19 protein-coding genes are annotated in these 26,741 nt (G+C 42.4%); 8 read left to right on the top strand and 11 right to left on the bottom strand.

The window, feature by feature from the left end:
- Positions 1-39 precede the first annotated feature (39 nt).
- The 5 genes from Q1A86_RS04780 to Q1A86_RS04760 all read right to left on the bottom strand — a co-directional run bounded on the left by Q1A86_RS04780 (position 40) and on the right by Q1A86_RS04760 (position 6,891).
- Complete coding sequence (locus tag Q1A86_RS04780; protein WP_299803506.1) at positions 40-426, bottom strand: DUF3192 domain-containing protein; 387 nt, start codon at positions 424-426, stop codon at positions 40-42.
- Positions 427-531: 105 nt separating this feature from the next.
- Positions 532-1,302 carry a flap endonuclease Xni gene (xni, locus tag Q1A86_RS04775; protein ID WP_299803504.1) on the bottom strand — a complete coding sequence of 257 codons (771 nt, stop codon included), beginning with the start codon at positions 1,300-1,302 and terminating at the stop codon, positions 532-534.
- 309 nt (positions 1,303-1,611) lie between these two features.
- Positions 1,612-2,964 (bottom strand): nucleotide 5'-monophosphate nucleosidase PpnN, encoded by a 1,353-nt coding sequence (gene ppnN / locus Q1A86_RS04770; protein WP_299803502.1) that lies wholly within the window; start codon positions 2,962-2,964, stop codon positions 1,612-1,614.
- A gap of 78 nt (positions 2,965-3,042) precedes the next feature.
- Positions 3,043-4,599 carry a GGDEF domain-containing protein gene (locus Q1A86_RS04765; protein WP_299803500.1) on the bottom strand — a complete coding sequence of 519 codons (1,557 nt, stop codon included), beginning with the start codon at positions 4,597-4,599 and terminating at the stop codon, positions 3,043-3,045.
- A gap of 120 nt (positions 4,600-4,719) precedes the next feature.
- Positions 4,720-6,891 carry a lipopolysaccharide assembly protein LapB gene (locus tag Q1A86_RS04760; protein WP_299803498.1) on the bottom strand — a complete coding sequence of 724 codons (2,172 nt, stop codon included), beginning with the start codon at positions 6,889-6,891 and terminating at the stop codon, positions 4,720-4,722.
- A gap of 127 nt (positions 6,892-7,018) precedes the next feature.
- On the opposite strand from Q1A86_RS04760, the gene Q1A86_RS04755 reads away from it, so the two are divergent.
- Positions 7,019-8,824, top strand: a complete 1,806-nt coding sequence (locus Q1A86_RS04755; protein ID WP_299803495.1) for a M61 family metallopeptidase — start codon at positions 7,019-7,021, stop codon at positions 8,822-8,824.
- 65 nt (positions 8,825-8,889) lie between these two features.
- Here Q1A86_RS04755 and rdgC read toward each other — a convergent pair whose 3' ends face one another.
- Positions 8,890-9,801, bottom strand: a complete 912-nt coding sequence (gene rdgC, locus Q1A86_RS04750) for a recombination-associated protein RdgC (RefSeq protein WP_299803920.1) — start codon at positions 9,799-9,801, stop codon at positions 8,890-8,892.
- 289 nt (positions 9,802-10,090) lie between these two features.
- Here rdgC and Q1A86_RS04745 point away from each other — a divergent pair, with 289 nt between their 5' ends.
- The 4 genes from Q1A86_RS04745 (at position 10,091) to Q1A86_RS04730 (ending at position 14,757) form a co-directional block, all read left to right on the top strand.
- Positions 10,091-11,041 carry a porin gene (locus Q1A86_RS04745; protein WP_299803493.1) on the top strand — a complete coding sequence of 317 codons (951 nt, stop codon included), beginning with the start codon at positions 10,091-10,093 and terminating at the stop codon, positions 11,039-11,041.
- 457 nt (positions 11,042-11,498) lie between these two features.
- Positions 11,499-12,188 carry a phosphate regulon transcriptional regulator PhoB gene (phoB, locus tag Q1A86_RS04740; protein WP_299803489.1) on the top strand — a complete coding sequence of 230 codons (690 nt, stop codon included), beginning with the start codon at positions 11,499-11,501 and terminating at the stop codon, positions 12,186-12,188.
- Positions 12,189-12,268: 80 nt separating this feature from the next.
- Positions 12,269-13,609 (top strand): phosphate regulon sensor histidine kinase PhoR, encoded by a 1,341-nt coding sequence (gene phoR / locus Q1A86_RS04735; RefSeq protein WP_299803486.1) that lies wholly within the window; start codon positions 12,269-12,271, stop codon positions 13,607-13,609.
- Positions 13,610-13,785: 176 nt separating this feature from the next.
- Positions 13,786-14,757 carry a PstS family phosphate ABC transporter substrate-binding protein gene (locus Q1A86_RS04730; protein ID WP_299803483.1) on the top strand — a complete coding sequence of 324 codons (972 nt, stop codon included), beginning with the start codon at positions 13,786-13,788 and terminating at the stop codon, positions 14,755-14,757.
- Between the two features lie 93 nt (positions 14,758-14,850).
- Here Q1A86_RS04730 and Q1A86_RS04725 read toward each other — a convergent pair whose 3' ends face one another.
- Positions 14,851-15,765: a collagenase gene (locus Q1A86_RS04725; RefSeq protein ID WP_299803480.1), complete on the bottom strand. Its 915-nt coding sequence runs from the start codon at positions 15,763-15,765 to the stop codon at positions 14,851-14,853.
- 112 nt (positions 15,766-15,877) lie between these two features.
- Between Q1A86_RS04725 and Q1A86_RS04720 the strand changes: the two genes are divergently transcribed.
- On the top strand, positions 15,878-17,671 hold the full coding sequence (locus Q1A86_RS04720) for a M1 family metallopeptidase (protein WP_299803478.1): 1,794 nt from the start codon (positions 15,878-15,880) through the stop codon (positions 17,669-17,671).
- 2,179 nt (positions 17,672-19,850) lie between these two features.
- Here the strand turns inward: Q1A86_RS04720 and Q1A86_RS04715 are convergent.
- The gene (locus tag Q1A86_RS04715) at positions 19,851-20,333 is read right to left on the bottom strand and encodes a glutathione peroxidase (protein WP_299803476.1); all 483 of its coding nucleotides are present in this window, start codon (positions 20,331-20,333) and stop codon (positions 19,851-19,853) included.
- 141 nt (positions 20,334-20,474) lie between these two features.
- Positions 20,475-21,446 (bottom strand): DUF4382 domain-containing protein, encoded by a 972-nt coding sequence (locus Q1A86_RS04710; RefSeq protein ID WP_299803473.1) that lies wholly within the window; start codon positions 21,444-21,446, stop codon positions 20,475-20,477.
- Between the two features lie 417 nt (positions 21,447-21,863).
- On the opposite strand from Q1A86_RS04710, the gene Q1A86_RS04705 reads away from it, so the two are divergent.
- Positions 21,864-22,403 carry a YfaZ family outer membrane protein gene (locus tag Q1A86_RS04705; RefSeq protein WP_299803470.1) on the top strand — a complete coding sequence of 180 codons (540 nt, stop codon included), beginning with the start codon at positions 21,864-21,866 and terminating at the stop codon, positions 22,401-22,403.
- A 325-nt stretch (positions 22,404-22,728) separates the two neighbouring features.
- Positions 22,729-24,402, top strand: coding sequence for a 7TM diverse intracellular signaling domain-containing protein (locus Q1A86_RS04700; RefSeq protein ID WP_299803467.1), 1,674 nt, complete (start codon positions 22,729-22,731; stop codon positions 24,400-24,402).
- Positions 24,403-24,563: 161 nt separating this feature from the next.
- On the opposite strand, the gene Q1A86_RS04695 is transcribed toward Q1A86_RS04700, so the two are convergent.
- Both Q1A86_RS04695 and Q1A86_RS04690 read right to left on the bottom strand, forming a co-directional pair.
- The gene (locus Q1A86_RS04695; protein WP_299803464.1) at positions 24,564-25,913 is read right to left on the bottom strand and encodes an RsmB/NOP family class I SAM-dependent RNA methyltransferase; all 1,350 of its coding nucleotides are present in this window, start codon (positions 25,911-25,913) and stop codon (positions 24,564-24,566) included.
- A gap of 128 nt (positions 25,914-26,041) precedes the next feature.
- Positions 26,042-26,719 carry a DUF2461 domain-containing protein gene (locus tag Q1A86_RS04690; protein ID WP_299803462.1) on the bottom strand — a complete coding sequence of 226 codons (678 nt, stop codon included), beginning with the start codon at positions 26,717-26,719 and terminating at the stop codon, positions 26,042-26,044.
- Positions 26,720-26,741: the final 22 nt, after the last annotated feature.

Below are 26,741 nucleotides of genomic sequence, written 5' to 3'. Positions count from 1 at the left end.
TATTGTGTCAGTTCTCTATTAGGTTAGTTCTCTAATAGATTACCCATCTATAGGGCTAGATAGGTATTGCTGATAGGTGTCTTCACCCCACGCGATGAGTTTTCCCTGCTTAAACAGCAGCGGTGTACACTCCTCTTTGGAGGTTTCGCCATCTGAAGTTTCATGGTGAGTCCGGTAAAACAGCACTTCTAAGTTCTGTTCATTAGATATTTTTGCTTCGGTGAAGTCTGCCTTGCCAAACAGACTTTTAATCTCTGCGATATTTTGCCCGATCGCGACTTCGCTCATCATTGCTTTATTATAGGCTTGTCTATCTTCCCAATGCATCTCGTCGGGGGTTGGCTCGTAGGTCAGCATTATCACGGCAACGAAGGCAACATAAGTGATAAAAATACTGATGACGATGACTGGGAGTTTAGATTTCATCCTAGCAATGCTTCCTTTAAACAGTTCTATCGAAAACGTTAAGATACTATCTAGCCATGTAATGGTAAATGTTTTGTTAACAACTTTGTGTTAACAAATGTAAGTTTAATCAACGTCAGGCTTGTCGAACCTAAACTGTTTTAAGTTGACGCTTAAAGGCATGTCAGTTTTAAGTTGAACCAGTTTATAGCTTAGGCGCGCCATCTGCTTACCCGCTTCGAGCTTTTTAGCCTGCTTAGAGCCTACCTTGTCGATAGAGTTGTAGATGTTTGCTAGAGAACGGTAAATTCTAAGTAATTCTACGGCAGACTTAGGTCCTATCCCGGGAACGCCAGGAATTTTATTACCACTATCACCTGCGAGTGCAAGGTAATCAATTAACTGGCTACGCTCGATACCTAGTTTTTGCTCCATCTCTTCAATCGTGAGATAGGCTTGATTGAAGTGATCCCACTGTTTGATATTTGGGTGAGTTAATTGGCTAAAACCTTTATCAGTTGAGACGATAATGGCCTCGCCATCAATGTTTACCAGCTTTGTTGCCAAGGTCGCGATAACGTCGTCCGCTTCGGACTCTGCGTCGACGGAATGAAGTTGGTGCTCCGCTAGATAGGTTTTGATGTCATTAATGCCGTTTGCCAAGGCCTCTGGCATAGGTTTACGGCCTTTTTTGTAGTCAGGGTATAGTGTTTTTCGCCATGAGATTGCATCACCATCCCATACAATCGTTGCATGGGTTGGCGCATGATATTTAAGTAGTTTGCGACAGGCACCATTAACACGTTCTTTCAGTCCGGTGATATCGGACTCATTAGGTTGTGCGGCGTGGATCCGTCGCACTAAGTTCATGCCATCGATAATAAGCAGTTTATTCATTTAATCACTTTTTACTTTATCACTTTCTATTTTATGACTTTATAGCAGGGAACGTATTCGCTCTCCTGTAACGCCAGTTCGTTTTGTTGTGCGGCGTGGTTTCGCCGCACCAGATTTATGCCATCGATCAAAAGTAGTTTATTCATTTAATCACTTTCTACTTTATGACTTACTACTTATGGCAGGGATCGTACTCGCCTACCTGTAACATCAGATTTATTAGGCTATGCGGCGAAGTTCCGTTGCTGCAAATTCATGGCATCGATAATTAATAGTTTATTCATTTAATCATTTTCACTATATAACTTTCTACTTTATGACTTTATAGCAGGGAACGTATTCGGTTCCTGGTAATTTCATTCGTTGTTGGCTAACAAAGGCACCCAATAGGTCGTCCATCAATCGCATTAACTCAGGATCACCCTTGAGTTCGAAGGGACCGTTGGCTTCGATTGCCTTAATGGTATCTGTTTTAACATTACCGGCTACGATACCAGAAAATGCTTTACGTAAGTTGGCGGCTAACTCGGCTTTATTCGGTTGAAAGTATAGATCTAGGTTACTCATGACCTCATGGGTTGGTTCAAAAGGAAGTTGAAACTCAGGTTCAATCTTTAAAGACCACTGGTACTGATATGAGTCGCCATTTTCCCTACGGAAAGTCTTGATCTGCTCCATCGCTTGTTTTTGTATTCGAGCGACTCTGACCGGGTCGTCAATCACTATCTGATATTTACTTTGCGCTTCTTCACCTAATGTGGCGCCGATAAACTCATCGATACGTAAGAAGTATTCTTCACTCTCTTTAGGCCCAGTGAGCACCAGAGGGAAGGGGATATCTTGGTTATCTTTATTGAGTAAAATACCGAGCAAGTAAAGTAATTCCTCTGCCGTACCGGCTCCTCCTGGGAAGATAATGATCCCGTGTCCCAATCTAACAAAGGCCTCTAGGCGTTTTTCAATATCAGGCAGAATGACTAACTCGTTCACAATTTGATTCGGTGGCTCAGCAGCAATAATACTAGGTTCGGTAAGACCGATATATCGAGCGATATTCACTCTCTGCTTTGCATGGCCAATTGCGGCACCTTTCATTGGCCCTTCCATCGCACCCGGTCCACAACCTGTACAGATATCTAGCTGGCGTAGCCCGAGCTCATAACCCACTTCGCGAGTGTATTGATATTCGGTGTGATTGATACTGTGTCCGCCCCAGCAGACAACAATATTGGGGTCAAGCATCGGCATTGAGCGTGCGTTACGTAAGATATCAAAGACGACGTTGGTGATATGGCTCGCATTCGTTAAGTTGATATGTTTAAGGTTATCGTACTTATCGTTGATATAAACGATATCCCTAAGTACTGCAAATAGGTGCTCTTGGATCCCGGCGATGATCTCGCCGTCCACGAAGGCTTCTTCAGGCGGGTTGGTCAACTCAATTTTAATACCACGCTCACGGCGTAAGACATTAATATTAAAGTCACTAAACTGAGTGAAAAGCCCCTGAGCATTATCGCTTTTAAGGCCTGATGCGAGTACGGCGAGTGAGCAGTTGCGGTAGAGCTGATAAAGCTCACTTTTAGCGTTCTGTTTAAGTCTATCAACTTCCAGTTGAGAAAGTTGATCTAGGCTTCCTCTAGGGCTTATTTTTACTATCATAGCAACTCCTTAAGCAGTGATAAGTAAGCAGTCCCTTAAAGAGAGAGTGGTAACTAGGGTTAGCACAAGGGGAGGAACTTAGAAGTCAATGATGACCCTATCTCTGCTTTCATTTTTGGCTTTATAAAGCGCTGCGTCGGCTCGGTCGAATGTTTCTGTGATGAGCTCATTTTCGATTATTTGCGCAGCACCTATAGACACTGTAACTGTAATTCGCTGATTTTTAAACTTAAACGGTATGCTTTTTACTTTTTCTCTCAGACGGTTAAGCAAAGGTTGGATATCACTCTCGGCAATATTAGGCAGCAAGAGTACAAACTCTTCACCGCCATAACGTGCGACAAACTCCGACTCTCGTAAGGCATTTTTCATTGCCATGGCAATAACTTGCAGTGTTTTATCACCAGTGCTGTGGCCAAAACTGTCATTAATGGTTTTGAAGTGATCGATATCGGCGACCGCGACCCATAATGGCTGTTTAGTGCGCTTATAGTTGCGGTATTCAATATCCATCCGCTCTTCTAATGCGCTGCGATTAGGTAGCTGAGTTAATGAGTCTAGTAGATTAAGCTTTTGCTGTTCAAATAAGCGCTCTTTGTATGATTCAGTTTCTTTGCCAAGGTTTTTGAGCTCTTGTCGTAAGGCCTCTACTGATTGCTTTAACTGGATTTGCTCTCTATTTTCGAGCAGTTCTTTGCGCCCAAGAGATTTCTTCAAAGAGGCTAAATGAAGGGTTATTTGATTTTTTAACTCATCGATATCATCGACCTCAATTACGGCTTCGCCAACGTTATCAACTTGGGAATTGATGTCGCGATTGAGCTGTTTAGTCACTTGATAATTCTTTACCGAATGGCTGTAGCTATCAGTGACTACTTCTTGAACATTGCTTAGTGCATTATTGAGAACGTACAGGAACTCTTGCGAGGCGGTTTTTTCTCTAGCAATGTTATCTAGTAGTAGAGTTAGTACCACCTGGTAAGCTTCAAGCAAGGTGTCGAGCTCAAACTCTTCGGTTAACGAGCTCTTAATTTCTGAGATCTGTTGTCGTTGCTCTTTTCTAAACTCTATTTCTGATAATAGCTGTGCAAGCTCATGAGCGGCCTGTCGATGACGAGGTAAGATCTCAAACTGTTCACCAAGGTTCAGCTTTTCTTTTAAGATTTCATCATAAAAGTTAACGATTTTCTCGACCTTCGGAATATAATCCCAATGGGTATGAAACGGTTTAACCAGCTCTTTTTTAAAGTAAGTGATCTCTAGCTTTAACTTACTAGGAAGCGAGTCAATACGCTGAATTTGGCTCACCATATTTGCTAATGATTGGCGGCTATCTTCGAGTTGCAACATCACACGCGCATATTGCTGCTTAAGGATTGTATCGGCTTCATTAAGGGCAGGGAGTGAATCTTCGAATTGATTAAACTTAGCTAATTTATGGCGTAATTTAGCGAGTTTATTATCAAGCTCTAAATTTTGACCTTTACAGGCAAGGCTTAGTTGTCCAATAAATTGTATGAGGATGTGCAGCTTTTCATTTTGCTCTTCGGTCATCTCCTCTAACGCCTGTCTAGCAACAAAGAGTTTTTGCTGTAACACGCTTATTTGAGATGTACTTATGGCGGCATCCTTCATGCTTTTTTGGGTTCCTATAACTAGCGCTATTTAAAAATGGAGCTTAAATTTAATCACTTATCTTACCAGTAGTCTTCAAAATAGAGAAATTAACCTCAGCAGAAGCAGAGGTTTAAACGCCTACATGGCGATTTTGTCTTCATTAATATCGATGTTTTGGTGGCTCTTCCATCTTGGCCAAATGATATCTTCTTTATTGCCATTGGTTTCGACCTTAATAATGCCGCGAACGATACTCTTTTCGATGTTCAGGTAGAGTGGTTTAGTGAAGATTCCAGCAGAAGCAAAGTTGAGTGCTTTCATTGTGACAAAGTAGTTTTGCTTGTTACCTAATGTTCTCGCGGCGGATAACAACATCTGCAGGCTGCCGAAGTGCTGCTCGGCTGATAACTTGATGGCCGAATCCCCTAATAGAGGCAGGTGTAATACTCCCATATGAAGGCTTGTTTCCCACTGATGGTCATGAATAGCATTCGATAACATAGTGAGTAGAGCATTAGGATCGATGTGTGAGTCAAAACTGATTAAGAATACCCCCGGCCGGATAATGTAAGGCTGGCAGTTTAGTGTATTTTTGATTGTTAATACTTGCTGGGTATTCATATCGGAATTGCATTGATACCCCTGAACCAGATCGAAATCAAGTTGTTCGGAGAGTGAAACCAGTGCCAGTGTCTTCATTGGTTTTTTATGCCGAGTAAAATCCATCTTGAAGGCCAAGTAACCTGGAAGCCCAGTAAAAGGCTCGAGAAGCTGGGCTTTACTTAGGTTAGAGTTTACTAGGCTGAACTTGCTCTTGAGTCGCCATTGCTTGATCAAAAGCAATAGGGTCAGGCATAGGGCAAATATACAGAGTATGCTAACTAATCGGGTGATATTAAGCTGTTCAATTTTTGCCTGTAATTCATTTTGACTCTGACTTAAATTGAGCTTAAGTTTTTGCTCAATGACTTGTGATTGCTGCTCAATTTCCATAGATTGCGGCTTAATCTGGTTGTCTAACCTGTTTTGCTTTTGCAGGCTGTTGTAGGCATCTTCATAGCGGCCAAGCTTTTCGAAGGCATGGGTTTGCCTTGTTAACGCCTCTTTTAACTCTTCATTTAGCCGTTTAGACTCGGCAATGGCAGCTGCCTTGGTGGCGTAATCGAGAGACTTAGCCCAGTCGCCTGTACTCGCTGTTACTTCGGCGATCATTAGGTCGTTGTAGACTAAATAGTGATCACTATTCTTGGATGTAAAAATCTCATTGGCTCGCACTAAATTTATCAGGGAACTGTGGGGATCTCCGACTTTAAAATAGGCTTCACCTAGATTATGCAGGTTGAGAGCTAAACCAATATAGTTGCCGAGTCTTGATTCAATTTGTTGTGCATTCAAGTGGTAGTCAATCGACTTATACCATTGGCCTTGACGGGCATAAATCATGGCGATGACCGTCATAGAAGAGGACAGATAATTTTCGTTACCAAGCAGATTAAAAGCATCGGCGGCATTATGAGCCGATGCAAGTGCCTCATCCCAAGACTCTATATCGCGATAGACTCTAGCAAGTTGCAGCTCTATATGGGCATTCTGAGAAGCGTTTTTCCCCGCTCTGGTGTACTTTACTGCTTCAGTGTAATGGGAAAGTGACTTAGCGAGTTGCTCTTGCTGATAATAATATTTGCCTAATATTGATTCTGCATGGGCGAGCAGATAATCGTTATTGAGCTGTTTGGAAAGCGTTGATAACTTTGTTAAGTGCTGTAAAGCGACAACTTCTTTACGCAAAATCATATGCATGACACTGAGGTGTTCTTGCAATGTATACAGTAGAACGCGATCGCTCTGAAGGTTTGAATGCTCAAGCAGTGCAACGGCTTGTAGATAGTATTCGATAGCACTAAGGTAATCTTGTTGGCTTCTTCCTGCGTGGCGTCCTTTGAGCATCAATAAATAACTCTTATCGAAAGCACTGTGACTAATATGCTCTAGTTGCTCTGTGAGGCGTTTTGCAGCGATATAGCGGTCTTTATCTTTGTTATAAAGTTCCATTTTTAAGCGAGCTGAAAGTTGAATGTCACGCTTCAGTTCCTCGCTTGGGATCCGCTGCTGTTGAGAAAACACTGCAAACATCTCTGCTGAAGGAAACTGAGGTACTACGGGGATAGTCTGCGCTAATGATTGCTCAAGCGCTTTCGGAGCTTCTCTTAACTGCACTTCTGTTAACACTTCATCTCTTGGCGCTGCATGAACATGGCTGGAAGTGTGTGCTAAAAATATCAAGGGTATTAGGGTAATGAAAATACGCATCAAAATGCCATTCCTCGCGCTAAAATGTTAAATTAAGCGCCTGTTTTTTGTTATTCTTTGGCTTGATTGAGACTTGTGTTATATTTTTTCTGCTCAACTAGAATAATAATAACAGAAGGATGTGAGAGTGAAACCTGTAGTTGCCTTTATATTAACTTTTGGGGCGTTATCCTGTTCGAATGCCATTGCCAACGTAAACTACCAGATCGACTTAACTAGCCCTGAACACCATTTGGCAAAGGTAGAAGTCGTCTTTCCTGAGACACAGTCAGATTCATTAGTGGTTAATTTACCAGTATGGCGCACGGGTAAGTATCAAGTCTTGCCATTGGCGGATGCAGTTAGAGCCTTTACTGCTACGGATGATAGCGGCGCTGTATTACCTTGGACAAGAACCGCGAGTGGTGAGTGGACTGTAGCGTTGACTGAGCCCTCGAGCGTAACCGTCAGATATCAACTCTATGCCAACAAATTAGGCCAAAGGGTCAATCATATTGATGCATCCCATGCTTTTTTAGATGCTAGCGGCACTTTTGTTTATAGCCCTGAGTTTAGGAATGAGCCTTTAACTGTTTCATTAGAGGTTCCGAGTGACTGGAATAGTTATTCAGGTATGGACAGTGGCGATAAAGCGCATTCTTTCGTGGCGAAAAATTACGATATTTTAGTCGACTCTCCAATCGAAACTGGGATCAGCGAGCATCGTGAGTTCAGCGCCGACGGCAGGGCGTATGAGTTAGTTGTTTGGGGAGAGGGTAACTACGACATCGACAAGATGGTTAGCGACTTGAGCAAACTCAGCGGACAGGCCGAGGTCATTTGGGATGATTATCCATTTGAGCGTTATGTTTATATGGTTCACGCCACAAGTGGAGCCCGCGGTGCAACTGAGCATCTGAACTCAACCATTATCCAACGTCCGCGTTTTAGCTATCGAGAGCGTAAAGATTATTTAGGCTTTATCAAAACCGCCTCTCACGAGTTTATTCATACTTGGAACGTTAAGGCTTATCGCCCTGATGGACTAGTCCCATACAACTATCAAGATGAAGAGATCACTGAGTTACTATGGATTGCTGAAGGTTCAACCAGTTACTTCCAAAGTCAGTTATTGCTGCGTGCAGGAGTGATGACGCCAAAGGAGTTTTTTGAAGACTTGGCAAAGCGAGTGGCGCAGAGTGAACAAACTCCAGGCAGAGAAGTGCAATCCATTGCCGACGCCAGCGCTAATCAGTGGGCAAGTAGTGGTGGAGATTACGCGGTTAACCACAGTACTAACATCTATTCAGAAGGTTACTTGACCTCTTTGGCCCTCGATTTTTCTCTGCTTGAAGAAACAAAACTTAAGCGCTCATATCGTGATGTGCACCGTAAGCTCTACAATGAACACCGCATTCCGGCCGGCTACACCATTGCTGATGTGAAGGGAATCTTAAAGTATGTGTCGGGTACGAGTTATGAAAACTGGTGGCAGCAATATGTTAACTCGCCAGTCAGCTTAGACTTTGATGGGTTACTTAGTCAGGTTGGTTTAAAAACCAGCTATGGTAAAGACGCAAAAGTTGAGCCTTTTAGTGGGGTGACCTTGAAGTCTGGTTCATTGGTGTTATCGCAGGTGTTACGTAATGGACCTGCCTGGAATGCGGGTATCGTACTTGGCGACGAAATCGTAGCGATTAACGGACTTAAAGTGACAGCGGCAGGTTTCGAGTCACGCATTAAAGACTTCAGCGTGGGCGACACGATTAAAGTGACGTTATTTAGCAATGATAGGCTCAATGAGGTGGAGCTCAAGCTTGGTGAAAAGCAAAGTGGCAAGCTTGCTATCACCAGTGTTGATAAGCCAAGCCGCTCACAAAAAGCATTTTTCAAAGCTTGGCTAGGTGTTGATTGGCCATTTGATAAAGACGGTCAGTTTAAAGCGGTTAAATAAATCGGACTGATAAAAAGAAAAGGCGCCAATTAGGCGCCTTTTAATTAACTCGTATCTACGGCTAATTAAATGCTGTCTTCTAGGCCGCCAAGGGCTTCAACGGTTGCATTGATAAGTGCGATAAGCTCGCTGCTCATCAAGGCAAAGTCTGCATCAAGTCTTGCCATTGGGTCATCATTACCTAAATCGTCATTACCCGCTCTAAATTCTTCAGAGAACTTTAGGCGCTTAATCGCGGCATCTGATTGCAGTAAGAATGCAATTGACTGACCGAAGTGAAGTGCAAGCTTATGAACTTGTTTACCCACTTCGATATGCGCGAGAACTTCATCTTCGCTCAAGTCTTGCTGTTTGAAGCGAACAATACCGCCTTCATCTGAGTCACTCTTTAGCTCGGCTTCATCTTGCATTTCAAACGCAGCAGGGGTTTTACCTTCTTTTAGCCACTCAGTTAACTGAGTTTCAATTGGCGTTTTAAAGCTCATCGGAATGATTGGCAAGGTGCCAATTGCTTTACGCAATAATGCCATTAGCTCTTCAGATTTAGCCGCGCTAGAGCTGTCAACTAGCACCATCTGGATTTCAGGTAAAATCAGTGCACGAATTTGGCTACGACGAGAGAAAGCACGCGGTAATAAGGTCGTTGTGATCTCATCTTTCATCGCATCTTTTTCTTTCTTAGCAAGCTTGCGATTTTCTTCAGCTTCAATTTGGCTGACTTTTTCTTCAAGTGCTTCTTTGATCACTTGAGACGGTAAAATCTTTTCTTCTTTAGTGGCGCAGATAAGGTGTCTGTCACCAGCAGTGTGGATCAAGGTTTCGCCATGCTTGCCCATTGCCTTGGAGAATCCAAATTTGCTGATGTCTTGGCTTGAGCAAGGAGAGAAGGTGAAGTCTTCCAGTGATTTTTCTAGTGAATCAGGGTCAACAGAGAAAGGCTTGTTAAAGCGGTATACAGTTAGATTTTTAAACCACATAGATAAGTGCTCAATCAAAATTAAAGCCGCAGTGTAAGCCATTGTCCGGTTCGGGTAAACCGCCTCATTGACATCTTGGATCTTCGCTATGTGACATTTCATTAAAGTGTCACATTTCTTACGCTTTCTCTAAAAGCCTTGCTAGCTCTGGGTTAGCGAAAACCTGTTGCCGAATATTTAATAGAACTGCGGTTGTTTACCTTTTACTGAAATAAAAGTGCAACAAATCATCTTCATTATGACGCTCGTCCAAACCAATAACCAAGACGAATAACGTCAAAAGGATTAAATGATGAACGTTTTCTGTAAAACTCTACTGGCTTCTGCTGTTGCGACTGCAACTATGTCTTCTGCTTACGCGGCTGACCCACTAACAGTTTACGGCAAGCTTAATGTGACTGCTCAGTCAAATGACGTGAACGATGAATCTACAACAACGATTCAATCAAATGCTTCTCGTTTTGGTGTTAAAGGTGCTTTCGAGTTGAGTAACTCTCTAGAAGCGTTTTACACAGTTGAATATGAAGTGGATACAGGTGATAGCGACAAGGAAAATTTTAAGGCGCGTAACCAGTTTGTAGGCCTTAAAGGTAACTTTGGTGCGTTCTCTGTCGGTCGTAACGACACTATGCTGAAAGTTTCACAAGGTAAAGTTGACCAGTTCAACGACCTGTCTGGTGATTTGAAGAACTTGTTCAAGGGTGAAAACCGTATTGAACAAACTGCAACTTATATCACTCCATCTTTTAGTGGTTTCAAAGTGGGTGTGACATATGCCGCTGAAGGCGCTAGCTCACAATATGCACAAGACGGTTTCAGTGTTGCGGCCATGTATGGTGATGCAAAACTTAAAAAGTCTCCAATCTTTGCATCTGTTGCTTATGATTCAGACGTAAAAGGTTATGAAGTTGCTCGTGCAACGGTACAGGGTAAAATCGCTGGTCTTAAGTTAGGTGCGATGTACCAGCAGCAAGAAGAGACTTATGAGAAAGATGGTACACCAACCGTTGGCGGCGAAAGCAAGACGGGCTACCTATTAAGTGCTGCTTATCAAATTGAAGCTATTGTACTTAAAGCTCAATATCAAGATATGGAAGATAAAGGCGATTCTTGGTCTTTGGGTGGTGACTATAAGCTAGGTAAGCCAACTAAATTGTTTGCTTTCTATACAAACCGCTCATACGAGAAAGTTGAAAATGACGACAGCTACTTCGGTATCGGTCTAGAACATAAGTTCTAAACTGGCTTTGCCATATTGATAAAAAGGAGCTTATGCTCCTTTTTTGATTTTGAATCAAGAGAGGCGTTTGTAAGTTGGCCGTGAGTATGTCTTAAGAGTCTTTATAATCACTCAGTTATATGTCTGTAACGGTAATTGTAAGTTTTACTGGAACTGGCTAAGCGATGTCCTTTGCTACCATATGAGCTCTCTATAGGTGAGCTGAAGGGGCGACTCTTTTTCCCCTGCACTTTGGTCTCATATTTTTGTTAACCGTTATATCGTGTTATTTGCATCGGAAGAAGTGACTCGCCAACACAAGATAGCAGTCAGCTAGTTAAGCTAGTTGAGATAAGCTAAAAATAATATTTATGACAAAAATATCGCTTAATATGGCAAAATATATCGGTGTTTAATATTAATGTCATAAAAGTGACCAATAATACCATCGTAGAAATTCACTGATAGAAGATCGATTATGACTGCAAGGATTTTGATAGTTGAAGATGAGTTAGCCATCCGTGAGATGTTAACTTTTGTTTTGGAACAGCATGGTTATACCACTGTCGCTGCCGAGGATTACGACTCAGCACTGGATATGTTAACCGAGCCATACCCTGATCTTGTGTTATTAGATTGGATGTTCCCTGGTGGTAGCGGTATTCAGTTAGCTAAGCGCTTACGCCAAGACGAATTCACTCGTCATATTCCAATTATCATGTTGACTGCGCGTGGCGAAGAGGAAGATAAGGTTCGCGGACTAGAAGTGGGGGCCGATGACTTTATCACTAAGCCTTTCTCTCCGAAAGAGTTGGTGGCGCGGATTAAAGCTGTTATGCGCCGTAGTGCACCGACTTGCCTAGAAGATCCTATCGATGTTCAAGGCCTGCAATTAGATCCTGTTAGTCACCGAGTCACAGTGGGTGAAGAAGTGCTTGATATGGGGCCGACTGAGTTTCGACTGTTGCATTTCTTTATGACTCATCAAGAACGTGTTTATAGTCGTGAGCAGCTACTCGATAATGTCTGGGGAACCAATGTGTATGTTGAAGATCGAACCGTGGACGTGCATATTCGACGCTTAAGAAAGGCGGTGACTCAATCTGGGCATGATCGCCTGATCCAAACAGTTCGCGGCGCGGGTTATCGTTTCTCAACCCGCCTCTAGTTTAGACTTTTATAGGTGCAAGGTGACTTTTGAGTTATCTTGTGCCGAGTTCTCCCATATGGCCGATATATTGGTAAAATATGTTTGATTCCTATTCTGGATACCGGTTAATTTCACGCTTAGCAATTTATCTGGCTTCGTGTTTATTGATTGGATTAATATTCGGTGAAGTCCTTTGGATCTTATTACTCGGATCGATTTTCCTACTCATCTGGCATTACCGCCAGCTTTCGCGTTTAAATTTTTGGCTATGGCATGATCGCCGTTTAACTCCCCCAAATGGTAGTGGTAGCTGGGAAGGGGTGTTTAATGGTATTTATCGTTTACAAGGTAAGAACCGTAAACGAGTGTCACAGCTGGCTTTTTTGCTCGGACGTTTCAGGCAAGGCGCCGAAGCACTACCCGATGCCGCAGTTGTTTTAGACTCAGAGCATAATATTTTATGGTGCAACAAACTGGCGCAGTTGCTGTTAGGTTTTGTTTGGCCGCAAGATAACGGTCAGCGTATAGATAACCTCATTCGTCACCCCGACTTTTCCGCTTATCTTAAAAAGAAAGAGTACCAAGAGCCCTTAGAGTTAGCGTCTCCGCAGTCTGAAGGCCATATCCTTGAGATCCGCATTATGGGTTACGGGGCGGGGCAGTTGTTATTGATTGCCAGAGATATTACTCGAGTTCGCCAGCTAGAGGGGATGCGTAAAGAGTTCGTCGCTAATGTATCCCATGAGCTAAAAACACCGCTAACTGTATTGCAAGGCTATTTAGAGATGATGCAGTCAATGGCTGAGCCTGATTCGCCAAATATTCGCGCCATGGAGCAGATGCAGCAGCAAACTACGCGAATGCGCTCTATGGTTGAGCAGTTACTTGCCTTATCGAGGATCGAGGATGCGAGTGATGTGAGCTTAGAGGTTAAGGTGAATATGAAGCAGATGATGGATATTTTGCGTGATGAAGCCTTAGCCTTAGCGCAAGAGCAGTATGAGATCAGTTTTTACTGTGAGCCTGGCCTGAATATATATGGCAATGAGTTACAACTAAGAAGCGTGTGTTCTAACCTAATTTCTAATGCTATCCGTTATACCGAGCCCGGTGGCAAGGTTGAAATAAGCTGGCGCAAGATTGCCATTGGCGGTCTATTTAGCGTTAAAGATAATGGTGAGGGAATTGCGCCTCAACATATCGGCCGTTTAACCGAACGTTTCTATCGTGTCGATAGCGCCCGTTCACGTCAAAGCGGCGGCACAGGCCTTGGTCTTGCGATAACCAAGCATGCTTTGCATAACCATCAAAGCGAGCTCAATATTGCTAGCCAGTTGGGGAAGGGCAGTACCTTTAGCTTCGTTATTCCAGCCAATCTAATCGAGTTTACCGCGCATGTTAACGAACAATCGAGCGATGCCAATGAGACGCTGGGTTAATTGATTTAGATTAGCTTTAAAATAAATGTCATAAAAAAAACAGGCTTTTGCCTGTTTTTTTATAATTAGATTAGTTTGTCATCGAAGTGTCACTTAGTAGTAATAGACTTGTCATCAATGGAGTCAATACTGACAGCGTTTTAAGAAACCAAGATAGTTAAACACTGGAGCAAAGAATGAAACTGAAACAACTTGTTGGCGCGGTAAGCTTTACTGCAGCGACTGTATTTTCTGCAGCATCAATGGCTGCAATCGACCAGTCTTTACCAACGTATGAAAAGACAAGCGGCGTGTCTGGTAACTTATCATCTGTTGGCTCTGATACTCTGGCTAACATGATGACGCTATGGGCTGAAGACTTTAAACAGCTTTATCCAAACGTAAACATCCAGATCCAAGCGGCAGGTTCTTCTACTGCGCCACCAGCATTGACTGAAGGTACTTCACAGTTTGGCCCTATGAGCCGTAAGATGAAGCCAAATGAAGTTGAAGCGTTTGAAAAACATTATGGTTACCAGCCAACGGCTATCCGTGTTGCAATTGATGCCCTAGCGGTATTTGTACACAAAGATAACCCAATCGAAGGTATGAGCATCGAGCAAATCGACGGCATCTTCTCTTCTACAGATAAGTGCGGCGGTGGTGATGTGACACGTTGGGGTCAAGTTGGTCTTGATGGCGGCTGGGCAGCAAGAGACATCCAGCTTTACGGTCGCAACTCAGTATCAGGTACTTATGGTTACTTCAAAAAGAAAGCACTATGTAAGGGTGATTTCAAAGCGAACGTAAACGAGCAACCAGGTTCTGCTTCTGTCGTTCAGTCCGTATCGCAATCACTTAACGCGATTGGTTACTCAGGAATTGGTTATAAGACTGCCGGTGTTAAAGCGGTTGCGATTTCTAAGAAAGGCACTAACTACATTGCTGCAACAGCAGAGAATGCGGCAACGGGTAAATACCCACTGTCTCGTTACCTATACGTATACGTGAACAAGCATCCAAACAAAGATTTATCGCCAATGGATCGTGAATTCATCCGCTACGTGCTTTCACAGCAAGGTCAGCAAATTGTTGAAAAAGACGGTTATGTTGCACTACCTCGCAGCGTTATCGCAAAAGACTTAGCTAAAGCGGGTATTCGTCTTTAATGACGAGTCGCATTCATCTTAATTGATGAATAAGAAGCAAATAAAAGGCCTCAATTGAGGCCTTTTTTAATGTTGTTTTTTAGCTAAGAAAGCCTACTTTGATGCTGATTTAAGCTGTTTAAGCCAGGTATCAAATTCGGCATCCATCGATGTTCCCCATCCCGTTAGCAGTGCTTGATAACGTGGGTAGTCACCTTTGCGAGTAAAGCCAAGCATGGTATCAACTTTATCTTTATGGTTCTCAATCATAAAGCGCACCGCTAAATAACCCCAGCGATAAACTCTGTCAGTCCCGCCATTTTTCTCGTAACTGGTATTGAAAATTTCACTAAGTGTATGGCTTTTCTCACCACCAATTAATGCCAGTGCTTTGGGGTTATCATCGCCAAGAGAAATATACTCGGCGACTCCCTCACTCCACCAAACTGTGTGCGGGTAAAGAGGAGCGGGCTTAGGGCAATATTCAGGGCCACTGTGCGAGTCATGTAACGAGAGACAGAAGTCACCGTAGAGGTTAAAGCGGCCATCGAGGTAGTGTACGTACTCGTGCGCTAGGTTCCAGACTTGACCCTTTTTCTCATAGGCAACAAACTCGGCTTGGTTATCACTTTTCCAAGGTAGACCTTCTAAATACATGCCGCCGTTATCGCTTGGGACATCGAAATGGTTAGTGACATGATCGACATAATCCTGTCTCGAATGATAAACATTGGCGCGCATTTTGTGGTTATTGTCATCGGCTACAGGCTTATTGAGGGTACCAAATAGGTTATGAAAAGTAGCTTCTTGTCTGATTAACAACTCACAAGCGGAGGTGAGCTGCTTTTCTGTTAAGGCTTGTGAGCGGATAACAATCGTGTCGCTACAAGCATGATTTTGGCTTAAAACGCTTTCGAGGCTCATCACTTCTTCAGCATAGGAGCTCGCTGGAAACATTGATAGTACGGCTAATGTGGGCAAGATATGTTTATTTTTCATTGAGGCTTTCTCTGATTTATAGTTTTGCATACAATATCCTCAAGTGTTTCATTTAGCTCTATTGAAGTCAAACTAGGCTTTTCATCACATAAAATAGCGTTAAAATGTAATCAATTAACCAGTTACTCAAAAAGGATATGCCGTGTTAAAGCAATGGGATAATAATCATGATTACCACTCGTTTGCCAATACCGAACAGGTCAGAGTTAAGCACTTGTCGCTATCACTCGATGTGGATTTTGATACTAAGCAATTAGCAGGGCAGGTCGAGTTACAGCTAGATTACATTGATAAGCAGACTAAAGAGCTATGGTTAGATACTCGCGATTTAACCATTGAACAGGTCTACTCTAACTCTCAGCAAGCACTGGTATTCACCTTAGATAAGCAAGATGACACATTAGGCCAGCGACTTAATATTGAGCTAACAGCAGATGTCGTCAGTGTGATTATTCATTACCGCACATCGCCACAGGCGCAAGGACTACAATGGCTAACTCCACAACAAACTAGTGGTAAGACACTGCCATTTTTATTTAGTCAATCTCAACCGATTAATGCTCGTAGCTGGATCCCGGTACAAGATACCCCAAATGCGAGAATTACGTTCGATGCAGTGATCACGGCGCCTAAAGGCATGCGAGCGGTAATGAGTGCAATGAATGATGCCAACGCCCCGTTAACAGGTGAGTTTAGCTTTACCATGGAAAAGCCAATGCCGACTCACCTATTAGCCATTGCGGTAGGTGATTTAGCCTTTGGTGAACTTGGTGCTAGAACAGGGGTTTATGCAGAACCAGAAGTCGTCGCTGCCGCTGTGGCAGAGTTTGAAGATACAGAAAGCATGGTTGAGGTCGCGGAGTCGTTATTGGGGCCATATCCTTGGGGGCGCTATGACATGATAGTCTTGCCGCCCAGCTTTCCATTTGGTGGCATGGAAAACCCGCGCTTAGCTTTTATGACACCGACTCTTATTGCGGGTGATAAAAGCTTAGTGTCAACGGTTGCTCATGAGCTAGCACATTCCTGGACTGGTAACTTGGTGAGCAATGCGACATGGCGTGATCTCTGGTTAAATGAAGGTTTTACCACTTACTTTACTAATCGTATTGTTGAAGAGGTTTATGGTAAAGAACTGGCTGAACTTGAGGTAGTTCTTGAAAATGGCCGCTTGCAGGAGGCTATTTCGGCCACCCAAATAGAGGCGCAAACTCTGCCTGCAAACATGCAAGACCAAGATCCGAACGAAGCTTTTAATCGTTTTACCTACGACAAAGCATCTATGTTTGTCCATGATTTGGAAAAACGACTCGGTCGAACAGCCTTTGACGCGTTTTTATATGAATACGTAAAAGCATTTGCGTTTGAAGCGATCACGACTGAAACCTTTGTCGATTACGCTAAACAAACATTACTTAAACAGCACTCAGACAAGATCACCGAGGCTGAATTGCTGGAGTGGATTTATGGGGAAGGCATGCCTAGCTGGTTTGTGGAACCGAAATCCAGCAGTTTAGATAAGGTGATTATGGCACTCCGTGCTTTCGATGATGGCGCTTCAGCCTCGAGTTTGATGACAACGGGCTGGCGTGTACACCATTGGCAGTATTTTTTAACAAACTTGCCTGAGCAACTGTCACATGAAGCCTTGGCAGATTTGGATAATACTTTTGGCTTTACTCAGACTAACAATGCTGAGATTGCTTGTGACTGGTTTAGAGTCGCTATTCGTAACCGCTATGAGGCGGTACTCGATGCATTGAGTGCTTATCTGGTGAAAATTGGTCGTGGAAAGTTTGTTAAGCCACTCTATGGCGAACTGATGAAAGCAGGATTCGAGACTCAAGTACAGCAAATATACGCGGTTGCACGTGAAGGGTATCATCCTTCCATTGCAGTGATGCTGGATCAGCAGCTAATTAAAGTCAGGGAATAAAAGTAAAAAAAATGGCAACCTAAACAGGTTGCCATAACAATAGCTAAGTAGAAAATAAGCTGTTTTTGCGCTAGCTAACAGTTATCTCTAAGGGCAAACCTAGTCGGAGTGCCAAGGGAATGATGATGAACAATGAAACTAAGGTTAAGCCAACATCGACGCCTACAGGCTTGAATATTCACTTAACGAGAATCGGTTCATATAGTCAGAGTCAATAAATCCGAGTTAGTTCCCTCAAATTTCAATTTATCTGCAGTTATTTTATAAAATGGGACTGCATAAGTCCTAAGTGACTAAATAATTAGACTATTTACAGTTCCCCCTCCCTGCTACCCTAGTCATTATGTCTAGTCACTAGTTTAGTGGAGTGTTTGGTTGTGAGCCTAAGCGGGTGACGGTGAGCGCGGCAAAGTTTGAGTCAAATAAGCAAAAAAAATGGCAACCTAAAAGGTTGCCATAAAGAATCAGTTCTAAAGTTAAGCTTTAATGCGCTAGCTAAAGGCTTAACTTGATGGCAAACCTATAAGGAATGCCTAAGGGAATGATGATGAACAATGAAACTAAGGTTAAGCCAATATATTAAGTCGTTAATCTTTAATATATTCACTTAAAGAGAATCGGTTCATATAGTCAGAGTCGGTAATTCAGGATTAGTTCCCGGAAGTTTGAATTTATCTGCAATAATTTTATTCGATATAGAATGAATTTGGTCTAAGCGCTTGAATAGTAAAGAAGGGCTGCTCTTGCTTTTTGTCACTATTTTAATTGATAGCTTTGCTGGTAAGGATTGTTTTTGCCTTAGTTCGTCATGTTGAGTGCCTGACAGCTTTAGCCAGATAAAAAGCAAAAAAAATGGCAACCTAAACAGGTTGCCACAACAATAGCTAAGTAGAAAATAAACTGTTTTTGCGCTAGCTAACGGCTTATCTCTAAGGGCAAGCCTAATCGGAATGCCAAGGGAATGATGATGAACAATGAAACTAAGGTTAAGCCAATATATTAAGTCGTTAACCTTTAATATATTCACTTAAAGAGAATCGGTTCATATAGTCAGAGTCAATAAATCTCGATTAGTTCCCGAAAGTTTGAATTTATCTGCAATAATTTTATTCGATATAGAATATGTTTAGTCTAAGTCTTTAAATAATAGAGACTATTCCCATCTATTATTTTTAGTCACAATTATAATTGATTGCTTTGCCTGTAGGATTGTTTTGGCCTTAGCTCGTCATGTCGAGTGCCTGACAGCTTTATCAAAAAAGAAGTAAAAAAATGGCAACCTAAACAGGTTGCCATAACAATAACTAAGTAGAAAATAAACTGTTTTTTGCGCTAGCTAACGGCTTATCTCTAAGGGCAAACCTAATCGGAGTGCCAAGGGAATGATGATGAACAATGAAACTAAGGTTAAGCCAACATCGACGCCTACAGGCTTGAATATTCACTTAACGAGAATCGGTTCATATAGTCAGAGTCAATAAATCTCGGTTAGTTCCCAGAAGTTTGAATTTATCTGCAATAATTTTATTCGATATAGAATATTTTCAGTCTAAGTCTTTAAATAATAAGAGACTATTCCCATCTATTATTTTTAGTCACAATTATAATTGATTGCTTTGCCTGTAGGGTTGTTTTGGTCTTAGCTCGTCATGTCGAGTGCCTGACAGCTTTATCAAAAAAGAAGTAAAAAAAATGGCAACCTAAACAGGTTGCCATAACAATAACTAAGTTGAAATAAGCTGTTTTTGCGCTAGCTAACGGCTTATCTCTAAGGGCAAACCTAGTTGGAGTGCCAAAGAGAATGATGATGAACAATGAAACTAAGATTAAGCCAATATATTAAGTCGTTAATCTTTAATATATTCACTCAAAGAGAATCGGTTCATATAGTCAGACTGGCGATCTTATATTTAGTTCAATTCCCCTGCTAAAAATTTTATAAAAAAGTGCTCAAAGATGGAGAATAGCGAAGAGCGGATAAAAAAAATGGCAACCTAAGAGGTTGCCTAATTGATCTACATAGAGACCAAGGGGGGCTGCGCTAGAAGCCCCAGGGAGAATGATGAACATAAAAGTCAATGCTCAAAAGGTTAGAGCTGAGTATTTAGGTAAAGTTCAAAAAATAAATAGGAATATTTGATTTTTTTTAAAGGATTTTTTAAGTCGCTAAATCTAATAACTAAAGTAGCTTTAATATTTCAGCTTCAATGGCCATCGGCTTAGTTGTTGGCGCAAAACGTTGGGTTACTTTTCCCTGCTTATCGACGAGAAACTTAGTAAAGTTCCACTTTATCCTTTCTGAACCAAACAAGCCCTTAGCGGAATGCTTTAAATATGCATAAAGCGGGTCAGTGTTGGCACCATTGACCTCAATTTTTTCAAAAAGTGGGAAGGTCACACCAAAGTTTAATTCACAAAATGAGCTAATGGTTTGGCTGTCCCCTTTCTCTTGTTCGCCAAACTGGTTACATGGAAAGCCTAGCACCACAAGTCCTTGAGATTGGTGTTTTTGGTACAGAGCCTCAAGCTCTCCATATTGAGGGGTAAAGCCACATTTACTCGCCGTATTAACGATCAATATGACTTTGTCTTTAAAGTTTGCCAGAGAAATAGATTGTCCCTGAATATTGTTAACCGAAAAATCATAAATGGAAGCTGTCATTACTACTCCTGCGAAGTTAACGAAATGTTGTGTCTATACTTTATTATGCGCAGTGTAGTTGTACTATTGATTTAAGTGAACCAAAAAGAAAAAGGGATAGTAATTTCTTACCATCCCTTTTGTTTCTTGCTAAGTGCTTAACTACTCGATTTCTTGAAAGTTTTGCTCAAGATCCTCTTCGTTGTTAAGTGTTACATTATGGCGCTGTGTTTCAGGGTTAGGAATTGTTAACCCTTGATATGACTCTGGGTTATCGAGAGCAGCGCTGCAACTGAATGCTACTGTGTAGTCACCAGCAGGAATGAAGCCAAAAGCGTAAGAGTAATCATTGCTGCCATCTTTCATCTCCACAACTGTAGAATTTACAGGGCGAACAGCGCCTTCAGGAAGTGGGTTTACGTTGATTGCAGGGTCAAAGTTGTCAGTAAGTTGTTCATTGGTCATATCCACACCAGGGTATAGATAAACAAAACTTCCTTCATTTTCATCACCAACGCATGATGTGATAAGTGAGGCGTCTACTGTTCCATATAGAGAAGCGACAGTAGAGTTATCGACAATTTCGACTCCATGAGGTTTTAAGTTGTATCTTTGGTTGTTTTTATTTGAAACAAGCGCCGTTCTTAGATCGAAATGAATAGTGAACCTTTGTACACCATCTGAAGTGACCTCAAAACCACCTAGCTTTAACTTTTGGCTAGGTTGCTTCATTGGGATTTGAGCTCCAGAAAGCTCCGTTACATAACTAAAATCAGGGCCTTCACTTTCATCTAAAACATGCAAGATAAGTTCTTTGTACTCACCAATAGTTAGTTCTTGATCACCAAGTAGAAGTGCACTATCGCCGCCTTGGAATTGTTTTAAATCAACTTGCATATAATCTAAGTCGTTCTCGCCAGAAACATCAAGTATGAGATTATCCTGGCCATCTTTAACTAGCTCAATAGCATCGATTGCGACAACAACTTCTTGGGCATCATCTACTGGCGCGTCTGCTACAGCGAATGAAACCATTGCTGTTTTTGGCGTTGAATCACTGTCTGAGCCGCAACCTGATAACATCAAGCCAGTGGCAATAGCGATTGAGAGTGAAGTTAATTTTAACTGTTTCATCTGTGCTCCGAAGCATATTTTGCTGATAATTTAGTATAGTCGCTGCCTGACAAGCATTGTAAATTTTACATAAAGCAAATCTGTTTAAAACCGAGTACAGGCAAGACTTCGAGGACTAATACTCGATATAATTAAGCCTAAATTATCACATCGAATATCGTGATATTTGTTTTTTTTCAGTAAAACGTTTCTCTAGTGATAAAGCTATCGCTAACATAAAGAATTCACAGGTAAAATTTTTAATCATCTCGGTTGTTACATTTTGATGCGGCTGTAGGGTTGTGGTTGTTATTGTTGTTTTTGGGTTTGTATCTTGTCCGTGTTTATTTAAATGCGCAGTTTAAGTTTAGGTTTCTATAAAAATGCGTCAGCCCTTTATGTATGCTTGCAGGAAGCTTATAAGTATCGGAATCATAAATGACAGTTAAAACCTTAATGGCAACGCTTGTACTGAGCACTTTGTCTATCAATGCCTATGCGACAGATTTTACGTTTGGTCTAAATGACGACATGTTGTCGACAGAGTTACAGTTTGATCTCAATAAAGACGTTAACGGCTCCTTTGAGTATATCTATGCTGATAAGGGAGGGCAGATGTTATCTGGTGCACTGCATATCGCACATGATGCCGGTATTCATCACTTTGAATTGGGTGCTAAGTTTTCTCAAGTGTGGTCGAAAAAAAGTAGTAACGGTAACTTCGTTGGTATTGGTGGTCGCTACGCGATGCACTTAGGCTCGAATGTGTCTATACATGGTTCAGGATACTATTCGCCATCGGTATTATCTTTTGGTGATATTGACGGTTCTTGGCAGTTAGATGGCCGAGTGCAGTATAGCCTTAGCCCCGCTTTAGGCCTGTTTGTGGGATATCGCGATATTCGTTTACAGTATGATAATGCGTCAAACACGAGCTTAGACTCGGGGTTCTATTTAGGCGCTAAAGCGTCTTTTTAATTAATATTTCCCACTTAACTTACAGATAGATTAAGTGGCTTAGGTTGGCATTTTAGCTGCCTAAGTCACTTATCCTGATAATGTATTGCTTTCTTTTTGCTCAGTTTGAGTTTTCAGCCCCATTTCTGCTCTACACAAATGCCCCCCTTTGAAGTACCTCCAGCACCGCCTATTTAATCGTTTAGCTTAAGCGAGATTATCGCATTCAGTTTATGATTGAATTGCTGCTTATTTGTTGTTTATGTAAACTGTTATCACAAATTATTAGTGAAGTGTGAGGCTGAACGCCGAGCAGCATGGAACAAATGGGTAGGTAAAGCGGTTAATGCCAATAAAAACAATAATGCGCCTGCTGTTAATACTGTCGGTGTTTGTATATTGCGATGTGAGTTATGCTCGCCAAGCCGCAGTGATGGAACAAACGTTCATTTTTAGTGCCGAGGCTGAAGATGAAGTTCCCAAAGACTTCTTGCAGACTATCTCTTGGATGGAAGATAAAAAGGAGTTGAGCAGAGTCTCGCTTTCTGGTGGCGACTATTGGATGGTGTCAGCAGTGCAGGTGAATAACTACGATAAGCGTTGGACGGTCAATGTTAAAAATTCCATTATTGAGTCCGTCGATTACTGGTTAATCGGAGAGGACGGTTCAACTCAATATTTTCATAGTGGTTATTACGCCCCTTACGAATTCTTGTTTGACTATGCGAGAAGTGTGGAGATGAGAATAGGTGTGAACTACTGGCTGGTCACTCGAGTCAATAGTCGTTACTTTTCCTCTCAGCCTAAACTTCAAGTTGAAGAATACAAAGAGCATAAGCGTCAGTCAGATATCTATGCCTTGTTTATCATTCTCTGCATAGGCGGATTAATCTTTATTACGCTCTATAACGGGATCATTTTTATTTCTATCCGTGATAAAGCCTTTCTGTATTATGCTTGTTACGTACTGTGTTATTTGATTGGTTGGTCGCTAACTTTTCACCTGCCTGCTCATCTATTTGATTTTCATGGTCTGGAGTTACACCACCTGTTTTTTATTGGGTTACCAGTATTTAATATTCTATTCTATATCCATTTTTTGCAACTTCCTGAATTGTCACCAAAGCTTTACCGCCTCAGTTTAGGATTAATGTGGCTATGCATCATTGCCTTACCAACGAGTATGTACTTAGTTTCCTATACGGCGATAATTGCATCAGTGTTGATCATGCTATGGATAGCACTTGCGATGCTTTGCGGCAATGTCTGCCTGTTGAAGGGGTTCCATCCTGCAAGGTACTTCCTGTTAGCTTTTTCTTGTTTACTGCTTCCTGCAGTGCTGATTTTGCCGGGGAATATGGGGCTGACGCCTGACTTTTTTGATAACGCCGAATTGGCAACGCTAGTCGGTGGGGCCGCCGATGCCTTGCTCTTGTCATTTGCGTTAGCTTATAAAATCCGCTTGCTGTCCGATGAAAAAGAGCGTCATATCGAAATCTTAGAGGTCGCTAGGAAAAATGCGCGCACAGACAAGCTGACGGGGCTGCCGAATCGTTTCGCATTTGATGAATCCATGCTCAAGGGCTTGCCTTTCGGTGTTCAAGCTTCTGAGCAGCTATGTTTGACCTTAGTTTCGTTAGAGGGCTTAGCCCTACTTACTCGCAAACTGGGTCATAACGAGGTCGATAAGGTAATTTGCGGTGTGGCAGAGTCTCTGAGACAGGTTTATGAGCATATAGACTCTCAAAGTGAGACAACCAATACCTATCGAATCGCTGACAATAGTTTTGTCATTGTGTGTCAGGCTGAACTTGCTCATAAGATACAGTTGCAGGTTTCACGGATCCAATCTGCTTATTTGATTGATCACTATAGCGATGTGAGTATTCACCTTGGCGTTAGCTTTAACATGGATGTGAATGATAGCGGCCAATGGTTGCGGCAGTCAGAGCATGATTTGTATAAAAATCAGAGTGTTAAGCGCCGAGAAAAGTATATGCAAAGCTTAAGTCATATATAGGGCTTTTCTCTATTGTGACGCTCGATTCGGCTGTGTGATGGGGAGAATGAAAAAAGTTGAAAAATTCAGTATGGATACAGTAACCACAGCCTGAAAACGGCATAAGAAAAACGCCATACATAGTATGGCGTTTTTAGTCTTAACCAAATACTCGATGCTTGTTAGCACTTGCTCATTTTTGCAACGAACATACCATCGGTATCGGCTTCGTGGGGCCAGATGGTGAGCATCTGAGTCTGCTCTCCAGTAAATGGATGAGTCAGGGCTTGTAGCTTAAATTCGGGGTTCGCCGTTAAAAAGGCATTGACCACCTGTTCGTTTTCAATAGGCGACAGTGAGCAAGTGGCATAGACCAACTGACCTTGTGGCTTAACCGCTTTGGCGCTGCGGGTTAAGATATCTAACTGCAGGGCATGTTTATCGGTAACGACGCTTGCCTCATCGAGCCAGCGCATATCCGGGTTACGTCGCCAAGTACCTGTGCAGCTACAAGGGGCATCGACTAACACGCCATCGAATGCGTTGACCTTAACGGGTAAATCGTCGCTTTTCCAAGGCGCAGTACTGATCCCATCAAATCCTGCACGCTTAGCGCGCTTTAGCAACTCCTCTAACGGTTTTCGACGAATATCTGATGAGATAATCGTACCTGCAGCTGCCGAATCTTGTCTTAGCATTAAAGAGCGTAGTTGCAGTGTTTTACCACCCGCGCCGCTGCAGGTATCCCACCATTGCTCATCTGCTTTCGGTGCACAGATTTGACCAATAACCTGTGAACCTAGATCTTGGATCTCAAGCTCGCCGCGTTGATAGGCATCAATGGCATTGAGGTTAACACTCTTATGACCGAGGCTTACTGCATCATCAAAGTGCTCACTGGCAATCGCTGTAATGTCGTTGTTTGCAAGTGACGCGATCAGTTGCTCTTGAGTGAGAGTTTGCGCGCGCCCCCAGATTGGCGGACGTGAGCACATGGCTTCGATAACCGCCTTTTTGTCTGCATCATCGACTTGTGAAACAGTCCAAAACCACTCTGGTAATAACTCGGTATCACTAAAGCTAATATGAGAAACCTGCTGGTTTAAATACTCACATTTGTCACTAACACTGGCCATTGCTTGGATGGCTGGGCTTAGATTAAACTCAGCAGACTGGTTGGCAAACTCACGCCAGGCTTCACTAAATTGAGTCCATTTATGCGCTTCTAATTCAGCAACAAGGCTTAAGCAAGCAAACCAGCTCGCATCTTGCTGTTCACTAGTGTGAACCTTTTTAAGCCAGCCCCACCAACGAAACAGGGCAAACAGACTTTCTCTTATAACGCGTCTATCTTTAGAGCCATGTTTCTTGTGAGTTCTAAAGTACTCACCGACAATGCGATCTGCAGGTAGCTTCTCAGTCATCACATTTAAAAACAGTTGATGAATCGTATTGCTATAGCTTAACGCTCGCTTTTGCGCTGGAGTCTGTGCTTGAAAAGCGTCTTGTGGAGATGATGAAGGTTCTACCATTAAATTGTGCCTGAACTCGCCCAAACTAGGCTGGAAATTAAAACTGGCGCAATTGTAGCAGAGAATACACTTGAGTGTAGAGGCGCTTAATAGAAGCACCTCGCTCTTATACACCTATATAGGGCGCGTTAATAATCTAAATCTAATGCAAAGCAAAGGTAGCGCATCATTTGCTGACATGCGGCGAACTCATGGGCGCAAACATCGACAAAGTCGGCGGCGCAAACTTGCTCAACACTCAGAGGCTTTATGGCGATAAAGTCTTTTCGTTTAAGCTCTTCTAGCATGGGATGCTCTTTGTCATAGCCTTTTGGTGGGCGAATAAGCTTACTGCCCTGCATCTCAAACCCTTGGGCAGTTAACTCCCGTAGTGCTTTTTTATAGCTATTAGGGTTTTCATCGATACAACTTCGAATGGCGTTGAGGGCTGTAGATTCAGGGTGCCAAATTCCCGCACCAATAAAGCAGCCATCATTGGCTATGTGTAAATAAAGCCCTGGAGCGTGTACATCTTTGCCTTGAAAATGCCTAAATTGAATGCCTACATTGGTTTTATAGGGCGTTTTATCTTTACTAAAGCGGCTATCACGTTGAGGGCGCATCATACTGCCGCCAACCTTTTTAGGCACTGCGGTTAATCGTGGCGACAGCCCAAGAATATGTGGCTGCATTGCCTCAATAAACCTAAGAGCTGGCGTGCGAACACTGTCTTCATATTGCTGTTGGTTTGCCTTAAACCACTCTCTGTCGTTATTGACTGAAAGTAGGTTTAAAAAATCAAAACATGCAGGAGAAAACACACTCATAAAAGTAACGTCCTAGCTTGAG

It is taken from the genome of uncultured Shewanella sp. (assembly GCF_947497935.1).
In the GTDB taxonomy this organism is placed as follows: Bacteria; Pseudomonadota; Gammaproteobacteria; order Enterobacterales; family Shewanellaceae; genus Shewanella.
This window is presented reverse-complemented; position numbering and strand designations above follow the sequence as displayed.